Here is a 20,755-nt window from a genome sequence, read left to right on the forward strand (position 1 = left end):
GCAAATGTAAGCCGAGGCGGCCGGATCGTCCAGCCAGTCAGTGCGGCTGGTCTCAGTCTGCCGTGCACTGTTTCAGTTTGAGGCCGCCAGCTCCGTTGATCGATTTCATCAGCCCCATCGAGACGAGATTGTTGAAGAAGGTCTCGATTACGGTTTCCTTGGACTGGGCAATCGCCTTTGCCTTGAGGACCGGATCCATGTTGCGCGATTCGATATCGTCCATGATAGCATTGCTGAGCTGGTTAACCTGTCCCGCGCCATTGCGCGCGGACTCTTCGTCCCATTCGCCGCCATCCTCGGCCAGCACAATGTAGGGATCATCATCGGTCTCATACATCATGCTGCGGAACAGCAGGATCCAGCCCGTGCGGTCTGGCATGCCGAGGCGGAATTTCTCGGCGAACATCACCTCATGGGTCATTGACCCGAACGATCCATCGGTCACTTTCGATTTGACGAGCGCGTCGCCGGTGTTCAGTGAAAGCCCCAGCATCTCGCATGTCGCGTCACCGATCACGCTGAACCGGGTAACGTCGCCAACTGCGGCCAGAAAGTCCTGCTTCTCCTTGATTTTCTCGGCGGCCACGGCCTTGCCGAAGGCCTCGGTCGTCTCGATCATGGTCTTGACGGTCGCTGCATTGCCTTCCAGCTCCGGCGGAACCGGCCGGCACGGCTTGCCGTTTGAGGGACGCTCCCGGCAGGCCAGTGTCACGGTCTTGTCAGCCAGCGTTTCCAGCGGATTGCCGACTTCCCAATAGCCGTAACCCTTGAATTCCCGGATGTGCGCGATTTCCCTGTCGAGCGCTGCGCGCTCCTCTGGCGTGTAGCGGAACACCTCGCCCCAGCGCAGGCTGCCCAGCACATCGACATGCGCGATCATGCGCCAGTACTGGTCCCTCACGAACATCTTGATATCGTGCTGCTGCGGCAGGTCCTTGCCGTCAGGCTGCTTGCAGGCCAGGGCGGTTACGCTCCCGGCTGCCTGCGAAAGGGCCATATCGACCTGTCCGCGCACGTCGGGCGCCAGCATGGCTTTCAGGTCGGCCGCCTTCATTGCCAGTATCGATTCCGAGGCCAGAACATATTTCGGGTCCTCCCATTCGCATTTCCTGGCCATCGCCGTGACCTGCGCGGCTTTGGACAGGTCCGCGAGAATGGCATTCGGATTCGGGGGGGCGGCTGGCGCGCTGCCCGGGGGCGGCGCCTGGGCGAAGGTCGGCGCCGTCATGAAAGACAGGCACATTGCGACCATTGAAAACTTCACATACCGGATCATTGGAACGTCCCCTGAACTCGCTCAGTCAGGAAACTATTCGCGTTCTGTGCTGGTAAGCTACCCCCCTCAGGGGGGATGCGGCCTACATTTGCATGGTCCAGCCTTCGACACCCATGGCCGCCTGGCGGACGGCTTCCGACAGGGTCGGGTGGGCATGGCTGGTGCGCGCAATGTCTTCCGATGCGGCGCCGAATTCCATCGCAACGCAGATTTCGGCGATCATCTCGCCGACGCCGACGCCGATCATGTGTGCGCCGAGAATCCTGTCCGTACCTTTTTCAGCAAGGATTTTCACGAAGCCGACAGTTTCGTGGTTCGTGCGGGCGCGCGAATTGGCCATGAACGGAAACTTGCCTTTGACGTAGTCGACGCCAGCGGCTTTCAGTTCTTCCTCATTCTTGCCGACCCAGGCGATTTCCGGGTTCGTGTAGACGACGCTCGGCACCAGGTTGTAGTCGACATGACCCGCCTTGCCGGCGATCAGTTCGGCCACGGCCGTGCCGTCATCCTCGGCCTTGTGGGCCAGCATCGGACCGGGGATGCAGTCGCCTACCGCCCAGACGCCATCCGCCACCTTGAAATGGCCGTCCACAGGCTGGATCACGCCGCGCTTGTCAGGCTCAACGCCGATGCTCTCAAGGCCGAGACCATCCGTATAGGGTTTGCGCCCGACAGCCACGATGACCACATCGGCATCCAGCGTCTCGGTCTCGCCGCCCTTGGCCGGCTCCATGCTGAGCTTCAGCTTGCTCTTCAGTTTCTCGACGCCGGTCACTTTCATGCCGAGGCGGAAATCGAGGCCCTGCTTCTTGAACACTTTCTGGGCTTCCCTGGCGACTTCCGCATCGGCGGGCGGAAGGATGCGGTCGAGATATTCGATCACGGTCACTTCCGAGCCAAGCCGGGCCCAGACAGAGCCCATTTCGAGGCCGATCACGCCTGCGCCGATCAGGATCAGGCGCTTGGGCACGGAGGGCAGCGACAGGGCGCCGGTATTGGTCACAACGCGCTCCTCGTCGATCTCGATGCCCGGCAGGCTTGTTGGTTCGGACCCGGTGGCGATGACAATGTTTTTCGTTTCAAGAACGGTCTTCTTGCCGTCGGCATCGGTCACTTCGACCTTGCCCTTGCCAATGATCCTGCCTTTGCCGCGAATATGGTCGGCCTTGTTCTTCTTCAGCAGGAATTCGACACCCTTGGTCAGGCCGTCCACCGCTTCAGCCTTCTGGGCCATCATCGTGGCCAGGTCGAGTTCCAGCTTGCCGACCTTGATTCCCATGCCGGCAAAATCGTTCTGGGCGGACGCATACATCTGCGACGCGTGCAGCAGGGCCTTTGACGGGATGCAGCCAATATTCAGGCAGGTGCCGCCAAGCGTGTCGCGCATCTCGATGCAGGCGACTTTGAGGCCGAGCTGTCCGGCGCGAATGGCGCAATTGTAGCCGCCGGGGCCGCCACCGATAATGACGACATCATAGGTCTCTGACATGGGATTTCTGCCTTGCTGAAAGGGCCTCTAGGGCGAGAGCCTGCAACCTAGGCATTTTGAGTGTGAAATCAATGCGGCGGCTGACGCACAGTCAGGCTTTTCGCCGCCTGAGCGCAAAAAGCGCAATCGTGAGAGCGACCAGCAGGGCCGAATAGATGGCTTCATCCATCCACATCGCCGAGTCCGTCCCGGCTGCAGCCATCAGGACCGGCAGGAGCAGGAACAGCAGCGTGCCAATCGTGGACACGATCGCGCCGCCTGCGCGCCGGGCCAGGGCCAGCAAACCACCGATCAGGACAATCGCGCTGCCGAGAAGCCGGATCATGCTTGTCGGCGGCTGCATCAGCGCATCACCCAGCGGGCTGCCGCGCTGGGTGATCATGATGACGGCGGACAGGCCTTGCCAGAAAAGCCACGCGGCTAACAGTACCAGCGCAGCGGCGGCGATCATTCGGGTATTCATTTCTGACGTGCCTCCCATCGTCTCGCGCACAGGCTAGGCCGAAGCCGGGCCGTCAGCAACGGATAATCAGAACAGGCGGATTGTCCGAGGCTGATTGCGCTTTGCGTTCATCCGCCGCCCATGGGCGGCAAAGCTGGCGCGCTGGCGGGCAATCGCTGCCGGTACGAAGACGGGTTTGGAAGGGGCCGGGCGCGGGCGGATGATGGCGACTTCGGGCGTGGGAACAGGCGGGGCTGACGGGGTGGCAGCAGCGGGCTCGGGCTGGGCCATGTCTGCCACGGCCTCGACACGCACAGGCGGGCGCCGGCGCAGTTCATAGACGGCGCTCAGCAGCAACAGCCCGCCAATCGCGGCCCCTGCGACGGCACCTTCGGCGGCGCTCGGATCGTGCCACCAGCCATGTTCGAAGCTGACAAGGTACACGGTCGGAAATCCGGCACACAGGCCCATCACGTACCAGAGCACGCCGCCGGGACGGCGGCCTGAAATCATCGCGGCAGAGCAATAGAAACAGAGCGCCGCCAGGAGGTAGGGTGCGCCATAGGCAATTCCGAGTGCGCGCCAGTCGACCGCATCAAGACCGCCGGCCACATCGTCCTGCACCATCCAGCCGACGGCCATCATGATCGAGGGCCAGCGCACGGCGGTCAGCGCGCCAAACGCAAAGGCGATGGCGTAGATCGTGATCAGTGAGGCGATAAGCTTTCGGAGCATCCAGAATGCCTACCACGCGCACGGTATATGCTGGCTGAACGCGCTGTTGCAAATTTGATCAATTCCGCCGGGATCAGCCCTGCGAACTGATGATCAGCGCGGGCAGGGACATCACCGCCGACTGCAGCAGCCCGGTCATGATGAATGCGTCCATATCCGATTTCAGCTGCCAGGCCAGAAATGTCAGTGAATACAGGAAATAGGGCCAGACAAAGATCAGGCCGGTCTGCACGCCCGCGCCGAATGTGAACAGGGCGAAGAAGACCAGCGCCGACGCCCCGGCCGCGTGCCAGTAGGTGGGCGTCATGCGCTTCACCCCCGCCAGGACGGCCCAGATCACGACGGTCGACACGATTGGCCAGATCACGAGCAGGCCGGTGAGTGAAGGGGTTGCCGCGTCGTCTGCGGTCCCTTGCGACGTGTCGCGCGGCAGGATCAGGCTGACCAGCGTCGCAATCAGGATTGTGCCCAGCAGCGCCGCGCCGAATGCCCGGGCGAGATAAGCGATTCGCGGCCCGTCTGTTCGCGTCATGAATTGCAGGTATTTCAACGCGCTGCGCCCCTTTGCCACGATGCGCAGCAGCCTGCGCATTCCATCGAACACGCAGGCTACATTTGATCCGGCGCGACACAATCGGAAACTGCGCCGCGCCGGATGTATCAGGCCATTTCGGACACGGGCCACAGGTTCTTTGCAAAAAAGCGGGCCTTCATGCGGTCCATATAGCCCACGAGATTAGTATGCCCGCGCACCAGGGCGCTAAGCGGCGTGTCAAAATACTCGGTGGCGCAGCTGATCAGCACGGCGGACACGGCGGCATCAGCGACGGTCGGCGTATCGCCGAACAAATAGTCCTGCCCTGCGAGCTGGATGGCGATCGCCTGCAGGTCCCATTCGGCAAGTTGCATGCGCTCGGCGTCGGAATGCCGGCCCATGCCACGGGCCTGCTCGCTGGCGGCGATACCTGCGCGGACCTCCTGCATCACGCCTTCGCGCGCCGCGTCCGGCACGTTGCTGAAGAACAGGGCGGGCCCCTTGAAGAAATTACCGTCCTTCAGCCAGCGTTCCATCATCATGATCGTGGTGAGGTGATCCTCGGCCATGCGTTCCAGCGCCCAGCTTGTCACACTGTCTTCATCGCTGAGGCCGGCCGCCAGGTTCCGCCTGAGTTTCTTCTCGAAATGCGCCCGGATGAAGTTACTGTCCTCAATCAGCACGCCGCCATCAATGACATAGGGTGCCTTGCCCTTGGGCACCGCGTCGAGGTCGGCGATGGCGCGGTTATACTCAAGCCCCAGCATCTGCAGCTGGATGTCGGTCTTCATCACATAGGGGCTGGGCGAGGGACAGTCGAACAAGGGCCCCCATCCGTAAAGCGTGATCATACTCTGTCTCCGTATCAGGGTTGCGATAGGGACCTGATAAGGTACGGCTGCTGACAGCATGGTGTCAGCAGCATGGCAGCAGGATCAGAAAAATGAGACGCACCGAACGCCTGTTCCAGATCATCCAGGTCCTGCGCCGCCACCGTGCGCCGGTCACCGGGCAGGCATTGGCCGAAGAACTGGAAGTCTCCCTGCGCACGCTCTACCGTGACATGGCAGAGCTGATCGCACAGCGCGTGCCGATCCGTGGCGAGGCGGGAACAGGCTACGTTCTGGAGGATGGCTATGACATGCCGCCGCTGATGCTGACAGCAGACGAACTGGAGGCGGCCGTGCTCGGCGCGCAATGGGTGGCCGCGCGGGGTGACGATGCCCTTGCCCGGGGCGCGCGCGACCTGATCGCCAAGCTGACCGTCGCCGTGCCACGCGAATTGCAGCCGGTGATCGTCGATTCCGGCCTTGTGCCTGTCAGTTACCGCCATCGCCCGAAAGACAGGTTCGATGTCGCGCTGGTTCGCAGCGCGATCCGTGGGCAGACGAAAATTGCCATCGATTACGCTGATGAGGCGGGTAACGTGACGCGGCGCATCATCTGGCCATTCCTGCTGGCCTATTGGGACGAGGTGCGTCTCATCGGCGCCTGGTGCGAACTGCGCCAGGATTTCCGCCACTTCCGGACAGACAGGGTGCGCAGGGCCGAAACGCTCGGTCGTTTCCCGGATCGTGTCGCCACGCTGCGCCGCCGCTGGGAAGCGCAGCGGAAGGAACAGCGCGACAAGGCGTGAGCTCAGTCAAACAGGCCCGGCAGCATGGGCGCGGCACCATCGGCATCGGCCCGTTCCAGCTGCAGCATGTGCCGCTTGGTCGCCCGTCCGCCATAGGCTGAGAATCCGCCGATCTTTCCGGACGCCGCCAGCACGCGGTGGCACGGCACGATCAGTGGCCAGGGGTTCTTTCCCATGGCCGCGCCAACCGCCCGCGCGGCGCCGGGCTCGCCCAGCTTTTTCGCCAGCGCACCATAGGAAGTGGTCTGGCCCCAGCCCACTTTGCGAAGTTCCGCATAGACGCGCTTCGTAAATTCATTTGCCCGGCTCAGGTCGAGCGTGATGTCGGAAAAATCGGTTTCCACGCCGTCGAAATAGGCCCGCATGCGCGCTTCGCAATCGGAAATGTCCGGCGGCAGGGCATCGCTCCAGGATGCCGCAGCAATCCGGCCGAGGCGGGATTCGGTTGCCGCCTCGCTCGCCTCGGGCAGCTGCACCTGGACAAGACCCGCAGCGCTCCATGCCAGGCCGCACGGGCCGATGGCCGTATCGAACAGGTGGAAGCGGGCTTCTGCCCGGTCAGGATCAGCGCCCTGTGCCATGCCCGAAGGATCACTCCGAATGGCGCCCGCATCAAGCGGATTCCGGGCGGATTTCAAAAAGAATGCGATTGGCCGCCATCACGTTCGCCTGCTAGGGAGAAGGCCGCACAGAAAATCAGGAGAAAACAGGCATGGGCAGGGTTCAGGGAAAAATGGCATTCATCACCGGCGGCGCGCAGGGCCTCGGCGAGGCCATCGGCAAGATGCTCGCCAAAGAAGGTGCCAGGGTCACACTGACGGATGTGAATGGCGCAGGCGCAGAAAAGGTGGCCGCCGAAATCAACGCAGCCCACGGCGAGGGCACGGCCTTTGCGTTCCAGCATGATGTCACCGATGAAGCACGCTGGCAGGAAGTGCTCACCGCCGCGCATGACGCGATGGGTGGTCTCAACGTGCTGGTCAACAATGCAGGCATCGGATCGCTCGGCTCGGTCGAGGACGAGAATTACGATATGTTCAAGAAGGTCCAGACGGTGGATGTCGATTCCATCTTCCTCGGCTGCAAGTATGCGATCCCGCTGATGCGCGCCCATGGCCTCGGCTCGATCATCAATATCTCGTCCATCGCCGGCATCATCGCGAGCGCCAATTACGTGTCCTACAACACGGCCAAGGCGGCCGTGCGGCACATCTCGAAATCCATCGCGCTGCATTGTGCGAAAGGCGGCCAGATTCGCTGCAACTCGGTCCACCCTGTCTTCATCAACACGCCGATCCTTGACCGCACCAAGGAAATGTTCGGCGAGGAAGAGGCACTCGCCAAGCTTGGCCGCCAGATTCCCCTCGGCAAGGTGGGTGAGCCGGACGATATCGCCTATGCGGTGCTCTATCTCGCCTCGGACGAGAGCAAGCTGGTGACCGGCATCGAACTGAAGGTCGATGGCGGTATTTCCGCGATGTGATTTCCTGGGTCGCCGGGCGGCGTCTTCAGGTCAGGCATGGTTGAGGTCGTTCCGGCGTGCCATGCGGCGCTGGTGGGCGGCGCGCATGCGCGGCGCGATCTTCCACGCGAACGGAATGGCGAGTCCGGCACTGACAACGACGACAAGCGGCAGCAGGATGGCGGCCTGATCCTTCAGCGGCGTTGCCAGTACGGCAAGCGCCCCGGCACCGAACAGCACGGCCTGGACCATGCCATAGATGAGAAGTGTGATTGCCAAACGGTTGGACATGGGAGGGTTCCTTTTTATCTGCAGCCTCCCCGAAACAAGTCCCATGCCCGGGAGAAGTTCCGGTCCCGGGCCAGGCAGGGAAGGGAGGTGTCTTGCAATAGACAAATGTTCATGTAATGTTCCGGTATCTGGCAACTGGGAGGACGACATGATCGGATATGTGACTTTTGGGACTTCTGACCTCGCCCGCGCGGCGAATTTCTATGACGCCATCGCTAAGGAGATGGGCACCGGGCGGATGATGGAGTTTGAGACATTCATCGCCTGGGGCACGCCCGGCGGCGCGGCAGGCGTTGCGGCCACGCTGCCTTTCGACGGCAAACCGGCCAGCGTGGGCAATGGCACGATGGTGGCCCTGCAGGCGAAGGACAAGGACCAGGTCCACCGCCTGCATGAAATTGCCCTGGCCAATGGCGGTACGGATGAAGGCGCGCCCGGCCCGCGCGGTGACGACGGCTTCTACGCTGCCTATTTCCGCGATCCGGATGGCAACAAGCTGAATGCCTTCATCATGGGCTGAGCGGGTTGCGGGCCGTCACCGTGAAGGCGTAGATGGCCAGTATGCCGATAATGACTGCTGAGGCGACAAGCGGCAGGCTCGGCATGGCGGAATACAGCGTCGCGCCGATCAGCGGGCCGAAGATGAAACCTGCGGGCGGGGCCGCGGCCAGAAGGGCGGCGGCCGACCCCTGTTCCTCGCGCGATACCGACAGGCTGCCGAGCGCATTGGCTGCCGGCACGGCGAGGGCTGCGCCGACACCGACGACAAGGAAGCTCAGGCACATCGCCCAGAACGGGTGGAACGCGTCAGCGCAGATATAGCCAATGGTCACCAGGGTGAGCCCGATCGGCAGGATCCGGCGCGGGTCCGGCTTGCGCGGCTGGATATAGCCGAACTGGACGATGATCATGGAAAAGGCGAGGCATGAGAAAATGATGCCCGTGTAAAGGACTGCCAATTCGCCTGCGGTCCGTCTGGCCGTGTCGACGAAAGCGTAGCGGTCTTCGATGAACCAGCCCAGCGTCTGCTGGATCATGCCGATGGCGATGAAATAAATCAGCAGGAACAGCAGGTGCGGGCGCACGCGCGCGTCCGTGAAGGCCAGCGGCGAGGGGCGGCGGCTCTCGCGCACCCTGTCGCGGCTGCGGGGCAGGACGACGCCGAGGATGACCCCGACGATCAGGTTGAGGACGATCGAACCCCAGAGCGGCACCAGGGCGCCGAACGGTGCCAGTACGGCGGCCCCGGCCGGGCCGAGAATGGACCCGACGCTCATCGCTGCGCCCAGCATGCCGAGGCCGCCGGCGCGGGTCAGCGGGGTTGTGGCGTCCGTCATTGCGGCCATGGAGGCCGGTTGCAGGCCAGGTGACAGGAGGCCGAACCAGAGCCGGGTAAAGACCAGCAGCAGGAAGGTTGTCAGGCCGGTGACCACGCCAGCCAGTGCGGCGCTCAGCGCAAACAGGAAGGCCATATTGGTCAGGCCCATGGCGAACAGCGAGAACACCATCACGCGCTTTCGGCCCACCCGGTCGGCAATCCGGCCCCAGACCGGGATCATGATCGTGTAGATCACGGTCGACAGTGTCAGGATGCCGGCAACTTCGATTTCGGTGAGCCCTGCCTTGCGGGCGAGCGGCGCCACCACGACGAAATTGATGGTCATGCCCGCGCCCATCGCCGTCATGGCAAGGGCGATCATGGCCTGCTGCAGACCGGTCAAGGGACGCAGGGGCTTTTCCAACTCCGTCATGGCCGCTCATCCCCTGATTCCGATCCCCGGAGCTTATCCCGCCTGCGGCCCTTGCAAACCATGTCGCAGGGTAAACCGGCAGCGCCGACCTTGCACTGGGGCGCCAACACACCCTAAGTGACACTCTGAACTCACGCTGTTTCCGGAGTATTTTCAATGCGCGCGATCCTGGACGTCATCCTGTTCCTCCTGAACATCGCCACATGGATCATTATCATCCAGGCGGTGATGTCCTGGCTGGTGGCCTTCAACGTCCTGTCCATCACAAATCCCACCGTGCGCAGCATCTGGGGCGGGCTCGAGCGGATTACAGAGCCGGTCTACGCGCCGATCCGCCGGATCATCCCGCCGCTCGGCGGGCTGGATCTTACGCCCATGGCCGTGCTTCTGATCATCTTCTTCCTGCAGCGCCTGATCGTGCGCTACGGCTACACGGTTGCGCCCTTCTAGCGCATGCACCGGCTCACAGTTCGCGTGCAGCCAAACGCATCAGCCGACCGCATCGAAGGCCCTGAAACGGATGGCGCCGGGCGGCACTACCTCAAAGTACGCGTCCGCGCCGTGCCTGAAGATGGCAAGGCCAATGCCGCCGTGGAAAAGCTCATCGCGAAACACCTTGGCCTGCCGAAGTCTGCCGTCAGGGTGGTGACGGGCGGCAAGAACAGGTTAAAAGGCCTCGAGATTGACGGGCCGCCAGACCTGGCGGACGCGCTGGCAGGGATGATGCGGGAATGAGTGCAAAACGGATCGATGGCACCGCAGTTGCGGCCAGTGTGCGCGAGAGGGTGGCGGCTGCAGTGTCACAGCTGCCCGGCCAGCCAGCCCTTGCGGTTGTCCTCGTCGGCGAGGATCCAGCCAGCCAGGTCTATGTCCGCTCCAAGGTGCGTCTCACCGAAGAGGCCGGCATGGTCTCGGTTCACCACCAGTTGCCCGCCTCCGCGACACAGGCTGAGGTCGAAGGCCTGATTGCCCGTCTGAATGCCGATGCCGCGATTGACGGTATCCTGCTGCAGCTGCCTTTGCCCAAGGGCCTCGACGAGCACAGCGCCATTGAGTGTATCGACCCCGGCAAGGATGTTGACGGCCTGACGGAAGTGTCCGCCGGTCGCCTCACCCTCGGCAAGCCGGGCCTGCGCCCGTGCACGCCGGCAGGCTGCGTCATCCTCGCCAGGAGCGCGCTGGGCGAGGACCTTTCGGGCAAGCATGTTGTCGTGATCGGGCGCTCCATCCTAGTGGGCAAGCCCGCCGCGCTGCTTTTCCTTGCCGAGAACTGCACGGTCACCATTGCCCACAGCCGCACGGCTGACCTGCCCGCCATCTGCCGCACCGCCGACATTCTCGTTCCCGCCGTCGGCCGGCCGAACATGGTCAAGGCTGAATGGGTCAGGCCCGGTGCCACGATCGTGGATGTCGGTATCAACCGCGTTCCCGCGCCGGAAAAGGGTGAGGGCAAGACGCGCCTCGTTGGCGATGCAGACTTTGCCGATTGCGAAACTGTTGCCGGCCACATCACGCCCGTCCCCGGCGGTGTTGGCCCGATGACCATTGCCTGCCTGCTGCGCAACACGGTGCTGGCCGCCTGTGCCCGCCGCGGCTGGGCCGTGCCGGAGGGCCTGTGAGCCAGGAGTTCGCGCCCCCGACGACGAAGCTTTTCCAGCGCCTATGGCAGGCGCAGGGGGGCAAGTGCGCCCTCTGCGGCAAGCCCATGCCGTCAACCCGCTTCTCCGTCGGCCATGCCACGGTGTGGAAGAAACAACGCCCGACCTTTGACCATATCCATGCCCTCGCGCGCGGCGGGCCTGATAATGAGTCAAACCTCCAGCTCGCCCACGCGGTCTGCAACAAGCGCAAGGGGCGGGGCTAGGCGTCTGCCGCTTTCGCTGCGCCGTTGCGTTCCATCAGGTAGCGTGGGCCCGGGCCGAGGCGCGCCGCGCGGTCGTCCGGATTGTAGAGCGCGCAATTTGACAGAGACAGGCACCCGCAGCCGATGCAGACATCCAGCCGGTCGCGGGTCAGTTCCAGCGTCTCGATCTGCTGGTCCAGGCGCTTGCGGAACTGGGCGCTGATTTTCGACCAGTCCGCCTTGGTCGGCGTACGCTCCTGCGGCAGGCCGGACAAGAGGTCGACAATCTCCGAAATCGAGAACCCCAGCTGCTGCGCAATCATCACGAAGGACAGGCGCCGCACATCCGACCGCAGGAAGCGGCGCTGGCCGCCGGCGTTCCGCATCGCGCGGATCAGGCCCTTGTCCTCGTAAAAGCGGATGGCGGAGACCGACACGCCGGTGCGCGCCGAAAGCTGTCCGATGGCAATGAGATCGGTTGTCTTCATGGGTCGGCGTATAGCAAAAAAATAGCTTGATCTCAAGTTAGGTTGAGGAATTACAAGATAAGGCCCTCACCACTGGCAGGCCCGTATGCCTGCCGCAGACAGGACTAGGCACATGACTACTGGAACCCTTGAACACATCAACATCACTGTCAGCGACATTGATCGAACATCAGACATGCTGGAACGCATCTTCGGCTGGCACGTCCGCTGGAAAGGCCCGTCCAAGGCGAATGGAACAACCGCCCATGTCGGCACAGACTCCGCCTATATCGCACTCTACTCTCCCGGTGAGACGGATCAGCCCGAACAGGTCTCCTACAATACGCAAGGCGGCCTCAACCATGTCGGCGTGATCGTCGACGATCTCGCCGCCGCCGAACGCCGTGTGCTGGATGCCGGCTTCGTCACGCACTCGCACCAGACCTATGATCCCGGCAGCCGGTTCTATTTCCACGATTATGACAATGTCGAATATGAAGTACTGTCCTACGCCTGAACCGGCCCATGATCCGGGCTCGCCAGCCTGCCCTGTTTCGTGAATCGTTTCAGCGCGTTTGTACGCAACAAGGGGCTGCGGAATAATTGGCCAGCGCGTTTGCGAGCCGCGCCTGGCCATGCCTTCACAATCCTTTCGGCGAAGCCATCAGCGATTTTCGTCATCCGGGCCATCAGCAATGTCTTCGATCACCTCACTGGCTGAATCGGCCGTATCGCTGGCGGCGCGAGCGGTATCTTCCGGCAGGTCGGTCAGCACGCCATCCATGCGCGCGCCTGCTGCCTCGAACGAGCCTTCCTGGATATAGAAGAAGCCAAGCGTCACCAGGAAGACGAGACAGACCAGTGCCAGAATCGACGTGATGATTTTGCCCATGACCAGCGGCCTCCGATGGATGTCTTAACCCTACGCTGCAGCGTCTGGCCGGTTCCGCCTGCCCGTGCGGTCTCACGCAGTGCGGGCTGTGTCCGGCATGGGTCCGCCATAACGTGCACGGGGCCGGATCAGCGTACCGGTCTCGATCTGCTCCATCGCATGGCCGAGCCAGCCTATGCAGCGCCCGATGGCGAATAGTGTGAACGCGACATCCGCCGGCAGGGCAAAGCGCTGCATCATGGCGGCGATGGCAAAGTCGACATTCGCGACCTGCCCGGCCTCTTGCGCCGCTGCGGCCTCGACCGCCGAAATCGTGCCGGTCGGCTGGAAGCGTGACAGCAGTTCCTTCGCGCGCGGGTCGCCGCGCGGATAGAGCGGGTGGCCAAATCCGGGCGGGGCGCGGCCCTCGTCGAGGCGTGCCCTGACCGCCCCTTCAGCGCCTCGCGACCTCGCCTCGTCAAGGAAGGCCAGCACACCGGCCGCCGCCCCGCCATGCAGCGGCCCGGACAGGGTCGACAGCCCTGCCAGCGCGCAGGCAGCCAGCGATGCGCCGGTCGAGGCGGCGACCCGTGCAGAGAAGGTCGACGCATTGAGTTCATGGTCCATCAGCAGCACCAGCGCGCGCCTGATCAGGTCTGCGCCATCGCTGTCCAGCCCCCATGCCTTGCCCAGCCGTTCGTGGATCGGGCCGGTACCGGTCTCGCCCGTTGCCGCGTCGACCAGTGTTTCCAGCACGGTTGCCGCATCCACTGCCAGCACGCCAGGCGCCCGGCCGCGGGCATGCGGATCGGTTCCCGCCCGGGCGGCCAGCGCCAGGAACAGGCGCGCCTTGAGCGGTCCATCGGCGGCAGGGGCGATCGTCGCGCGCGGCGCATAGGGCGCAGCCCAGAACAGGGCGGCGGCCTCTTCCAGCGTTGCCGTATCTGACAGTGTGATGGCATCCACGCCGCGATAGCAGAGGCGTCCATCCGCAATCACGGTCAGGGCAGAGCTCAGCACTGGTTCGCCCCAGGCGATCGAGGCACGGGCAATCTCGGCGGCGCGTTTAGGGCCCGATTTCCTCGTGACCAGCCGTTCGACATCCTCCGCGCTGTAAAGCGAGCGGCGCGGATCGTCCGGGTCCGGCCGTGCCTCCAGCCGCCCGCGGCTGACATAGGCGTAAAGCGTCTGCGGCTGCACGCCGAGCATGCGTACCGCCTCGCCGGAACTGATCCATGCCATGGCTTTGGCCTTATATTGATTATATTGATCAAGATTGACGATGCATCCATATGCGCCGATCTCCCACCCGGAAACAAGAGGAGATCTGACCATGAGCATGGGTTTGGAAAATGTCGTCGCCGCCGAAACGCGCCTGTCATCAGTCGATGGCGCCAACGGCGTCCTGGTCATCAGGGGTTACGCGCTGGACCAGATCGCCGGCCACATGCCGTTCGAAGAGGTTGCCCGGCTGCTCTTCACCGGCCTGTTCGACGACCTGCCGGACTCAGGAGCCTTCGCCGCCCGGCTGGGCCGGGCACGCGAAGAGGCCTTCGCGCTTGGCCCATACATTGACGATGGCATCCTGGCCCTGCCGCCCATGGACGGCATGCGTGCACTGATCGCGCGGATCGGGGATGGCGAGGATATCGAAACGGCGCTGGGCCTGCTGGCCGCGCCAGCCGTTCTCCTGCCCGCGATCCTGCGCCGCCGCCGGGGACTGAGCCCCCTGCCGCCAACGCCCGGACAGGGCCATGCCGCCGACATGCTGCACATGCTGACTGGCAAGACGCCGTCACCCGAAGCGGCAGGTGCGCTCGACACTTATCTCGTCACGGTGGCCGATCATGGCCTGAACGCGTCCACTTTTGCGGCGCGCGTGGTGGCCTCGACATGGTCAGGCCTCACCTCGTCCGTCCTTGCCGGGCTTGCGGCGCTGAAGGGTCCGCTGCATGGCGGCGCGCCGGGTCCGATCATCGCCATGCTCGATGGCATCGGCCGGCCGGACAATGCCGGAGCCTGGATCGAGGCAGCGCTGGCACGCGGCGACCGCCTGATGGGCTTTGGCCACCGTATCTACAAGGTCCGCGATCCTCGCGCCGATGCGCTGAAGGCGGCCGTGAGGCGCATGTCGGAAGGCTCGAACGTCCTGCCGGGACGGCTGATGCTCGCCGAAGCCGTGGAAGCGGCGGCACTGAGGATCCTGCAGGCGCACAAGCCGGACCGGCCGCTGGACGTGAATGTGGAATTCTACACCGCGCTCCTGCTCGAAGCGCTGGGCTTTCCGCCAGATGCCTTCACCGCCGTGTTTGCAACAGGCCGCACGGCCGGCTGGCTGGCCCATGCCCGCGAGCAGCGCCTCACGGGGCGTCTCATCCGCCCGCAATCTGCCTATGTGGGACCAGCGCCCGCCGAAGCGGCCTGAAAGATCAGGCGCGCTGCGGCGTCAGGGCGCCGTGGCAATGCTTGTACTTCTTGCCGGAGCCGCATGGACAGGCCGAATTGCGCGGCGTGTTCGACCAGTCATCCTCAGCCTGGTGAAGCGCCGGGCCCGGGCCCGTATTGCCTGCCGGTTCGCCGGGCGACATCTCGTTGACGCCAGTATCGGGGTCGAGGTGCATTTCACGCATCGGCGGAAGGGGCGGCGGCGGGGCCGGGCGGCGCTGTTCAGGCGGCTGCACACGAATATGCATCAGTGACCTGGTCACAGTCGCGCGTAGTTCGTTCAGAAGGGCATAGAACAGGTTGAATGCCTCTTCCTTGAACTCGTTCAGCGGGTCGCGCTGGCCGTAGGAGCGCAGGTGGATCACCGAGCGCAGCTGGTCGATCTGCTGCAGGTGTTCGCGCCAGCGCAGGTCCAGCACCTGCAGCAGAACCTGTTTCTCGATCCGGTGCATCTGCTCAGCGCCGACCTGGTTTGCAAGGCCGTCATAGGCTTTGGCGACATGCTCGCGGATACGCGCGGCAATCTCCTGGTTGGCGACGCCTTCCTCAGCGGCCCATTCGGCGACCGGCAGGTCCAGCGCGAGATCGGTCTGGAGGGCCTCTTTCAGCCCGGCAATGTCCCATTGCTCGGCATAGGCCTTTTCCGGCATCGTGCGCAGCACCAGCGCGTCAATCACATGATCGCGCATTTCCGCGATCGTGTCGGACACGTCATCGGCGCGCAGGAATTCCATGCGCTGTTCGAACATGGCCTTGCGCTGGTCATTGATGACATCGTCATATTTCAGGACGTTCTTGCGGATCTCGAAATTGCGTTCCTCGATCTTGCGCTGTGAGGTCTCCATCGCCTTGTTCATCCAGGGATGGGTAATGCCCTCATCTTCCTTGATGCCGAGGCGGCGCATCACGGCGTCCATGCGCTCGGCGGCAAAAATCCGCATCAGGTCGTCTTCGATGGAGATATAGAATTTCGAACGACCCGGGTCGCCCTGACGGCCTGTCCGGCCGCGCAGCTGGTTGTCGATGCGGCGGCTTTCGTGGCGCTCGGTGCCGAGCACGTAGAGCCCGCCGGCATCCAGCGCGCGCTTCTTCTTCACTTCAATGTCGGCCTTGATCTGCGAGGTGAGCATCATCAGCTCGCTCTCTGTCATTTCGCGGCCCAGCTCTTTTTCCCTGGCGGTCTTTTCCTGCTCGATGCGCATTTCAAGGTTGCCGCCAAGCTGAATGTCGGTGCCGCGGCCAGCCATGTTCGTCGCCACCGTGATGGCGCCCGGCACACCGGCATTGGCGACGATGAAGGCTTCCTGCTCGTGGTGACGCGCGTTCAGAACCTTGTGCGGGATCTTCGCTGCGGTCAGCAGGCTGGACAGGATTTCCGATTTCTCGATCGACGCGGTGCCGAGAAGGATCGGCTGGCCCTTGGCCTGGCATTCCTTCACTTCCTTGACGATCTCGGCATATTTCGCCGAGGCGGTCCGGTAGACGACATCGTCATCGTCAATCCGCTGGATTTCCTTGTTGGTCGGCAGGTCGACCACTTCAAGCTTGTAGATGTCGTGGAATTCCGACGCCTCGGTCAGCGCCGTGCCGGTCATGCCGGCGAGCTTCTTGTAGAGGCGGAAATAATTCTGGAACGTGATCGAGGCGAGCGTCTGGTTCTCGGGCTTGATATCGACGCGTTCCTTGGCTTCGATGGCCTGGTGCAGGCCTTCTGACAGGCGGCGGCCTTCCATCATGCGGCCGGTGAACTCGTCGACCAGCATGACCTGGCCGTCCTTGACCAGATAATCCTTGTCCTTGTTGTACAGCTTGTGTGCGCGCAGGGCCTGGTTGGCGTGGTGCACGAACGAGATGTTCGTCGGCTCCCACATCGAGCCTTCCAGCAGGCCGGCTTCAACCAGCCAGGTCTCGATCTTCTCTGTGCCGGTCTCGGTATAGGTGACCGACCGCTGCTTCTCGTCGAGTTCGTAGTCGCCCTCCTCGAGGCGCGGCATCAGATTGTCGAGCGCGATGTAGAGTTCCGAACGGTCGTCGGTCGGGCCGGATATGATCAGCGGCGTGCGGGCCTCATCGATCAGGATCGAGTCGACTTCATCCACGATCGCATAATGGTGCCCGCGCTGGGCCATCTGCTCCAGCGAGTATTTCATGTTGTCGCGCAGGTAGTCGAACCCGAACTCATTGTTCGTTCCGTAGGTAATGTCTGCAGCATACGCCGCCTTGCGTTCCTCGTCGGTGACGCCGTGCACGATGATGCCGGTTGTCATGCCGAGGAAGCCGTAAATCCCGCTCATCCATTCGGCGTCGCGCCGGGCGAGATAGTCGTTCACCGTAATGACGTGCACGCCCTTGCCTTCAAGCGCATTGAGATAGACCGCCAGCGTCGCCACAAGCGTCTTGCCTTCACCCGTGCGCATTTCGGCAATGGCACCCGAATGCAGGATCATGCCGCCCATCATCTGGACGTCGAAATGGCGCATGCCCAGCGCGCGGCGCGAGGCTTCGCGGACAACCGCAAAGGCTTCTTCCAGAAGGCTGTCCAGCGAAGCACCGTCTGCCAGTCGCTTGCGGAATTCGGCTGTCTTGCCCTTCAGCGCCTGATCGGACAGCGCTTCCATCATGGGCTCGAGGGCGTTGATACGGTTGACCCGGGCGCGAAGGGGTTTCAACTTGCGGTCGTTGGCGGAACCAAAAATCTTGCGGGCAACGGAAAGCATATCAGGCGGCACCAATCGATCTGGGCAAACTAAACTCTTAATCCCGACAGCGACTTGTGACAGGACATTTGCGGGTTCTTCCGCAGCGCTTACACTGGTCGGGAGGTCTCGACCAGAGTGAGGGTCAGACTTAAGAAGCCGACCAAGGGGTGTCAATGCGACGCCCTCAGCGATCATGGGAGATAACCGTGCTGTTTTTCAAGGTAAATACGGCCAGATTCAGCAGGCTTGCCTGCGGCGCGGCCCTGCTTGTTCTGTGCGCCTGCGGCAATGGCGACGAGGCCGAGATTCCGGTCCGGGTCGAAGGCGCAGCGGCGACCACGGTCAATGGCGAGAAAATCTATATAAGTGACGTGGAACTGGAGGCCGTTGCGCGCGGCCTCATTCCCGCCGGCCAGCCGCTCGATCACAAAAGCCAGGAATACAAGATGGTTCTCGACCAGCTGATTGACCAGAAGCTGATGGCCCAGGAGGCGATCCGCCGCAAGATTGACCAGGAAGCTGCCGCCCAGCGCCGCCTGCAGATCGCCCGCGAGCGAATTCTCGGCAATTTGCTGGTTGAAGACCTGGTCGCCCGCGAGGTGACCGACGCCCGCATCGACAGGATGTATGCCGAACAGGTGGCCCTTCAGCAGTCGAATGATGAAGTCGCAATCGCCCACATCCTGTTCGATACGCAGGAAGAGGCTGAGGCCGTCTACGCAGACATCCAGGCCGGGGAGAGCTTCGAGAGCATGGCGCGGGCCCATTCCAAGGATACGGCGACCCGGATGGAGAATGGCAATCGTGGCTATGTCTCGCCGAATGATGAACCCGAGCCGTTCCCGGTCATGATTGCCGATACGCAGGAGGGCGAAGTGTCAAAGCCATTCCAGAGCGCCGATGGCTGGCATATTCTGAAGGTCAAGGATCGCCGGACGCGCGCACCCAAGACGCGTGACGAGATGCGGCCCGAAATCGTCACCTTCCTGACCCTGAACGAGATCAGCAAGATCCTGCGCGAATTGCGCACCAAGGCCACGATCCAGGAAGGCGGCCCCGGCGCGCCGGGCGCCATTCCGGCGCCGCTGTCACTGGATGAAGAGGCGGCGCCCCGGCCTGAAGACTCATCGACCGTTCCTGAAGGAAATGAACTGTGAACCTGAAACCATCCCCGTTTGCGCCTGCGCGCTTTCCCGTCCTGCCGGAGGTGAAGGGCGTGCGCGCGGCCACCGGCTCGCGTGGCTTCTATGCCCGCCGGGGCATCACACGGGACGATGTGTTCCTGTTCGCATTCGATGAAGGCACCACGTGCGCTGGTGTCTATACCGTGTCGCACACGGCGTCGGCCGATGTACGCTGGTGCCGGGAGGCGCTGGGCGAGGGCGGCGGTGCTGCCCGGGCCCTGATCGCCAATTCAGGCAATTCCAATGCGTTTACCGGACCAAAGGGCGTGGAGAAGAATGAGGCAACGCTCAAGGCGCTCACCGGCACGCTCGGCATTGACCGCCATACCTGTTTCATCGCAGCCACCGGCGTGATCGGCGAGCCGCTGCCGGACCCGAATTATGTCGGCGCCTTCGTGCCTGATCTCGCCGCAAAGCTGGCAGCGCCTGACTGGCAGGCCTGCGCGCGTGCCTTCATGACCACTGACACCTATCCGAAGGCGTCCGGCCGCACGATCAGTCTCGCAGGCGTGCCAACAGCCTTTGCAGGTATTGCAAAAGGCTCCGGCATGATCGCACCCAACATGGCGACCATGCTGTCCTACGTCTTCACCGATGCTGCAATCGACGCAGACCTGCTGCAGGACCTGCTGGAAGACATTACCGACGAGACGTTCAACGCGATCACGGTCGATGGCGATACGTCCACGTCTGACACGCTCATGGTATTTGCGACCGGGGCCACGGGCGGGGCCCCGATTGAAACCCGCCAGGATGAACGCTTCCCCGCTTTCGCCGCCGCGCTCCTCGCCACCTGCCTCGATCTGGCCCTGCAAGTCGTCAAGGATGGCGAAGGCGCCAGCAAGTTCGTCACTGTCCGCGTTGAAGGCGCTGTCTCGCAGCTGTCGGCCAGGATCGTCGCCTGCGAGATTGCCAACTCCCCGCTGATCAAGACCGCAATGGCGGCCGGCGACGCCAATTGGGGCCGGGTCGTGATGGCGGTCGGCAAGTCGCTCGAACCCATCGTGATGGACAGGCTGGCCATCTGGTTTGATGACGTCCAGGTGGCCAGCGGCGGTGCCCGCGCGCCGGACTATGACGAAGCGGCTGCCAGCGCCGTATTCGCCAAGCCGGAATTCACCATCCGGGTGGATCTCGGCGTCGATGCATTTTCGACAACTGTCTGGACCTGTGACCTGACGCACGGCTATGTCGATATCAATGGTGCCTACCGGACATGACCCGGTCGCTCGTGCTGGTTGTTGCCGCAGCGCTGTACAATGCGAAAGGCGAGATCCTGCTGGCCCGAAGGCCGGAAGGCAAGGCCATGGCTGGCCTGTGGGAGTTCCCGGGTGGAAAGGTCGAGCCGGGCGAGACGCCGGAACAGGCCCTTGTGCGCGAACTGCACGAGGAATTGTCCATATTGGTTGACGAAACCGACCTCGAACCGCTCAGTTTTGCCAGTCACAATTATCCGAATTTTCACCTACTTATGCCACTTTACCGGTGTCTTGTATGGACCGGTGACGTGAACCCGCGGGAAGGCCAATCCTTCGCATGGGTCATGCCATCAGCCCTGCATGCGTATCCGGCGCCGGCGGCAGATATTCCTCTGTTCAACCTGCTCTCCGGGAAGTGACCTGGGAGGGT

The 20,755-nt window shown here is 63.1% G+C and carries 25 protein-coding genes; 12 read left to right on the forward strand and 13 right to left on the reverse strand.

Annotated elements, in window-relative coordinates; all coding sequences use genetic code 11:
• Positions 1-52: 52 nt before the first annotated feature.
• The 6 genes from ACQ66M_RS09590 to ACQ66M_RS09615 all read right to left on the reverse strand — a co-directional run bounded on the left by ACQ66M_RS09590 (position 53) and on the right by ACQ66M_RS09615 (position 5,328).
• Positions 53-1,276, reverse strand: coding sequence for a hypothetical protein (locus tag ACQ66M_RS09590; protein ID WP_430403480.1), 1,224 nt, complete (start codon positions 1,274-1,276; stop codon positions 53-55).
• Positions 1,277-1,358: 82 nt separating this feature from the next.
• A complete protein-coding gene (gene lpdA / locus ACQ66M_RS09595; RefSeq protein ID WP_350174030.1) occupies positions 1,359-2,765 on the reverse strand; it encodes a dihydrolipoyl dehydrogenase in 1,407 nt (468 codons plus the stop codon).
• Between the two features lie 91 nt (positions 2,766-2,856).
• On the reverse strand, positions 2,857-3,228 hold the full coding sequence (locus tag ACQ66M_RS09600; RefSeq protein ID WP_430403482.1) for a hypothetical protein: 372 nt from the start codon (positions 3,226-3,228) through the stop codon (positions 2,857-2,859).
• 66 nt (positions 3,229-3,294) lie between these two features.
• The gene (locus tag ACQ66M_RS09605; protein WP_350174034.1) at positions 3,295-3,942 is read right to left on the reverse strand and encodes a hypothetical protein; all 648 of its coding nucleotides are present in this window, start codon (positions 3,940-3,942) and stop codon (positions 3,295-3,297) included.
• A gap of 73 nt (positions 3,943-4,015) precedes the next feature.
• Positions 4,016-4,474, reverse strand: a complete 459-nt coding sequence (locus ACQ66M_RS09610; RefSeq protein ID WP_430403484.1) for a hypothetical protein — start codon at positions 4,472-4,474, stop codon at positions 4,016-4,018.
• A 128-nt stretch (positions 4,475-4,602) separates the two neighbouring features.
• Complete coding sequence (locus tag ACQ66M_RS09615; protein ID WP_430403486.1) at positions 4,603-5,328, reverse strand: glutathione S-transferase family protein; 726 nt, start codon at positions 5,326-5,328, stop codon at positions 4,603-4,605.
• 92 nt (positions 5,329-5,420) lie between these two features.
• Between ACQ66M_RS09615 and ACQ66M_RS09620 the strand changes: the two genes are divergently transcribed.
• The gene (locus ACQ66M_RS09620) at positions 5,421-6,113 is read left to right on the forward strand and encodes a helix-turn-helix transcriptional regulator (RefSeq protein ID WP_350174040.1); all 693 of its coding nucleotides are present in this window, start codon (positions 5,421-5,423) and stop codon (positions 6,111-6,113) included.
• Between the two features lie 2 nt (positions 6,114-6,115).
• Here ACQ66M_RS09620 and ACQ66M_RS09625 read toward each other — a convergent pair whose 3' ends face one another.
• Positions 6,116-6,694, reverse strand: coding sequence for a methylated-DNA--[protein]-cysteine S-methyltransferase (locus ACQ66M_RS09625; RefSeq protein WP_430403488.1), 579 nt, complete (start codon positions 6,692-6,694; stop codon positions 6,116-6,118).
• Positions 6,695-6,825: 131 nt separating this feature from the next.
• Here ACQ66M_RS09625 and ACQ66M_RS09630 point away from each other — a divergent pair, with 131 nt between their 5' ends.
• The gene (locus ACQ66M_RS09630; RefSeq protein ID WP_350174044.1) at positions 6,826-7,596 is read left to right on the forward strand and encodes an SDR family oxidoreductase; all 771 of its coding nucleotides are present in this window, start codon (positions 6,826-6,828) and stop codon (positions 7,594-7,596) included.
• 30 nt (positions 7,597-7,626) lie between these two features.
• On the opposite strand, the gene ACQ66M_RS09635 is transcribed toward ACQ66M_RS09630, so the two are convergent.
• Positions 7,627-7,866 carry a hypothetical protein gene (locus tag ACQ66M_RS09635; RefSeq protein ID WP_430403490.1) on the reverse strand — a complete coding sequence of 80 codons (240 nt, stop codon included), beginning with the start codon at positions 7,864-7,866 and terminating at the stop codon, positions 7,627-7,629.
• A 148-nt stretch (positions 7,867-8,014) separates the two neighbouring features.
• On the opposite strand from ACQ66M_RS09635, the gene ACQ66M_RS09640 reads away from it, so the two are divergent.
• Entirely contained in the window at positions 8,015-8,386 is a 372-nt protein-coding gene (locus ACQ66M_RS09640; RefSeq protein ID WP_430403492.1) for a VOC family protein, read from the forward strand.
• On the opposite strand, the gene ACQ66M_RS09645 is transcribed toward ACQ66M_RS09640, so the two are convergent.
• Positions 8,376-9,617: an MFS transporter gene (locus tag ACQ66M_RS09645; protein ID WP_350174050.1), complete on the reverse strand. Its 1,242-nt coding sequence runs from the start codon at positions 9,615-9,617 to the stop codon at positions 8,376-8,378. The two genes, ACQ66M_RS09640 and ACQ66M_RS09645, sit on opposite strands and share 11 nt — an antisense overlap.
• A 156-nt stretch (positions 9,618-9,773) precedes the next feature.
• Here ACQ66M_RS09645 and ACQ66M_RS09650 point away from each other — a divergent pair, with 156 nt between their 5' ends.
• From ACQ66M_RS09650 to ACQ66M_RS09665, 4 genes are read left to right on the forward strand one after another with little or no spacing between them, the layout of a single operon-like run.
• Positions 9,774-10,067 carry a YggT family protein gene (locus ACQ66M_RS09650; RefSeq protein WP_350174052.1) on the forward strand — a complete coding sequence of 98 codons (294 nt, stop codon included), beginning with the start codon at positions 9,774-9,776 and terminating at the stop codon, positions 10,065-10,067.
• A 3-nt stretch (positions 10,068-10,070) separates the two neighbouring features.
• Positions 10,071-10,352 carry a DUF167 family protein gene (locus ACQ66M_RS09655; protein ID WP_430403494.1) on the forward strand — a complete coding sequence of 94 codons (282 nt, stop codon included), beginning with the start codon at positions 10,071-10,073 and terminating at the stop codon, positions 10,350-10,352.
• Complete coding sequence (gene folD, locus ACQ66M_RS09660) at positions 10,349-11,236, forward strand: bifunctional methylenetetrahydrofolate dehydrogenase/methenyltetrahydrofolate cyclohydrolase FolD (RefSeq protein WP_430403496.1); 888 nt, start codon at positions 10,349-10,351, stop codon at positions 11,234-11,236. The genes ACQ66M_RS09655 and folD overlap by 4 nt, the downstream gene beginning before the upstream one ends.
• Positions 11,233-11,481 (forward strand): HNH endonuclease, encoded by a 249-nt coding sequence (locus tag ACQ66M_RS09665; protein ID WP_350174058.1) that lies wholly within the window; start codon positions 11,233-11,235, stop codon positions 11,479-11,481. The genes folD and ACQ66M_RS09665 overlap by 4 nt, the downstream gene beginning before the upstream one ends.
• On the opposite strand, the gene soxR is transcribed toward ACQ66M_RS09665, so the two are convergent.
• Positions 11,478-11,948: a redox-sensitive transcriptional activator SoxR gene (gene soxR, locus ACQ66M_RS09670; RefSeq protein ID WP_350174060.1), complete on the reverse strand. Its 471-nt coding sequence runs from the start codon at positions 11,946-11,948 to the stop codon at positions 11,478-11,480. The two genes, ACQ66M_RS09665 and soxR, sit on opposite strands and share 4 nt — an antisense overlap.
• Before the next feature lie 112 nt (positions 11,949-12,060).
• On the opposite strand from soxR, the gene ACQ66M_RS09675 reads away from it, so the two are divergent.
• Positions 12,061-12,444: a VOC family protein gene (locus tag ACQ66M_RS09675; RefSeq protein WP_350174062.1), complete on the forward strand. Its 384-nt coding sequence runs from the start codon at positions 12,061-12,063 to the stop codon at positions 12,442-12,444.
• Positions 12,445-12,591: 147 nt separating this feature from the next.
• Here the strand turns inward: ACQ66M_RS09675 and ACQ66M_RS09680 are convergent, their stop codons facing one another.
• Both ACQ66M_RS09680 and ACQ66M_RS09685 read right to left on the reverse strand, forming a co-directional pair.
• Entirely contained in the window at positions 12,592-12,819 is a 228-nt protein-coding gene (locus tag ACQ66M_RS09680) for a hypothetical protein (protein ID WP_430403497.1), read from the reverse strand.
• Positions 12,820-12,891: 72 nt separating this feature from the next.
• Positions 12,892-14,040, reverse strand: coding sequence for a citrate/2-methylcitrate synthase (locus ACQ66M_RS09685; protein WP_430403499.1), 1,149 nt, complete (start codon positions 14,038-14,040; stop codon positions 12,892-12,894).
• A 91-nt stretch (positions 14,041-14,131) separates the two neighbouring features.
• Between ACQ66M_RS09685 and ACQ66M_RS09690 the strand changes: the two genes are divergently transcribed.
• Positions 14,132-15,223: a citrate synthase/methylcitrate synthase gene (locus ACQ66M_RS09690; protein WP_430403501.1), complete on the forward strand. Its 1,092-nt coding sequence runs from the start codon at positions 14,132-14,134 to the stop codon at positions 15,221-15,223.
• Between the two features lie 4 nt (positions 15,224-15,227).
• Here the strand turns inward: ACQ66M_RS09690 and secA are convergent, their stop codons facing one another.
• Positions 15,228-17,960, reverse strand: a complete 2,733-nt coding sequence (secA, locus tag ACQ66M_RS09695) for a preprotein translocase subunit SecA (protein WP_430403503.1) — start codon at positions 17,958-17,960, stop codon at positions 15,228-15,230.
• A 188-nt stretch (positions 17,961-18,148) separates the two neighbouring features.
• Between secA and ACQ66M_RS09700 the strand changes: the two genes are divergently transcribed.
• Genes ACQ66M_RS09700 through mutT form a run of 3 tightly spaced genes read left to right on the forward strand, consistent with a single transcriptional unit; the run spans position 18,149 to position 20,744 of the window.
• Positions 18,149-19,099: a peptidylprolyl isomerase gene (locus ACQ66M_RS09700; protein ID WP_350174072.1), complete on the forward strand. Its 951-nt coding sequence runs from the start codon at positions 18,149-18,151 to the stop codon at positions 19,097-19,099.
• Positions 19,096-20,346: a bifunctional glutamate N-acetyltransferase/amino-acid acetyltransferase ArgJ gene (argJ, locus tag ACQ66M_RS09705; protein ID WP_430403505.1), complete on the forward strand. Its 1,251-nt coding sequence runs from the start codon at positions 19,096-19,098 to the stop codon at positions 20,344-20,346. Before ACQ66M_RS09700 ends, argJ begins: the two co-directional genes overlap by 4 nt.
• Positions 20,343-20,744 carry an 8-oxo-dGTP diphosphatase MutT gene (gene mutT, locus ACQ66M_RS09710; RefSeq protein WP_350174076.1) on the forward strand — a complete coding sequence of 134 codons (402 nt, stop codon included), beginning with the start codon at positions 20,343-20,345 and terminating at the stop codon, positions 20,742-20,744. The genes argJ and mutT overlap by 4 nt, the downstream gene beginning before the upstream one ends.
• Positions 20,745-20,755 lie beyond the last annotated feature (11 nt).

This window comes from Hyphomonas sp., assembly GCF_965284475.1.
Classification (GTDB): Bacteria; Pseudomonadota; Alphaproteobacteria; order Caulobacterales; family Hyphomonadaceae; genus Hyphomonas.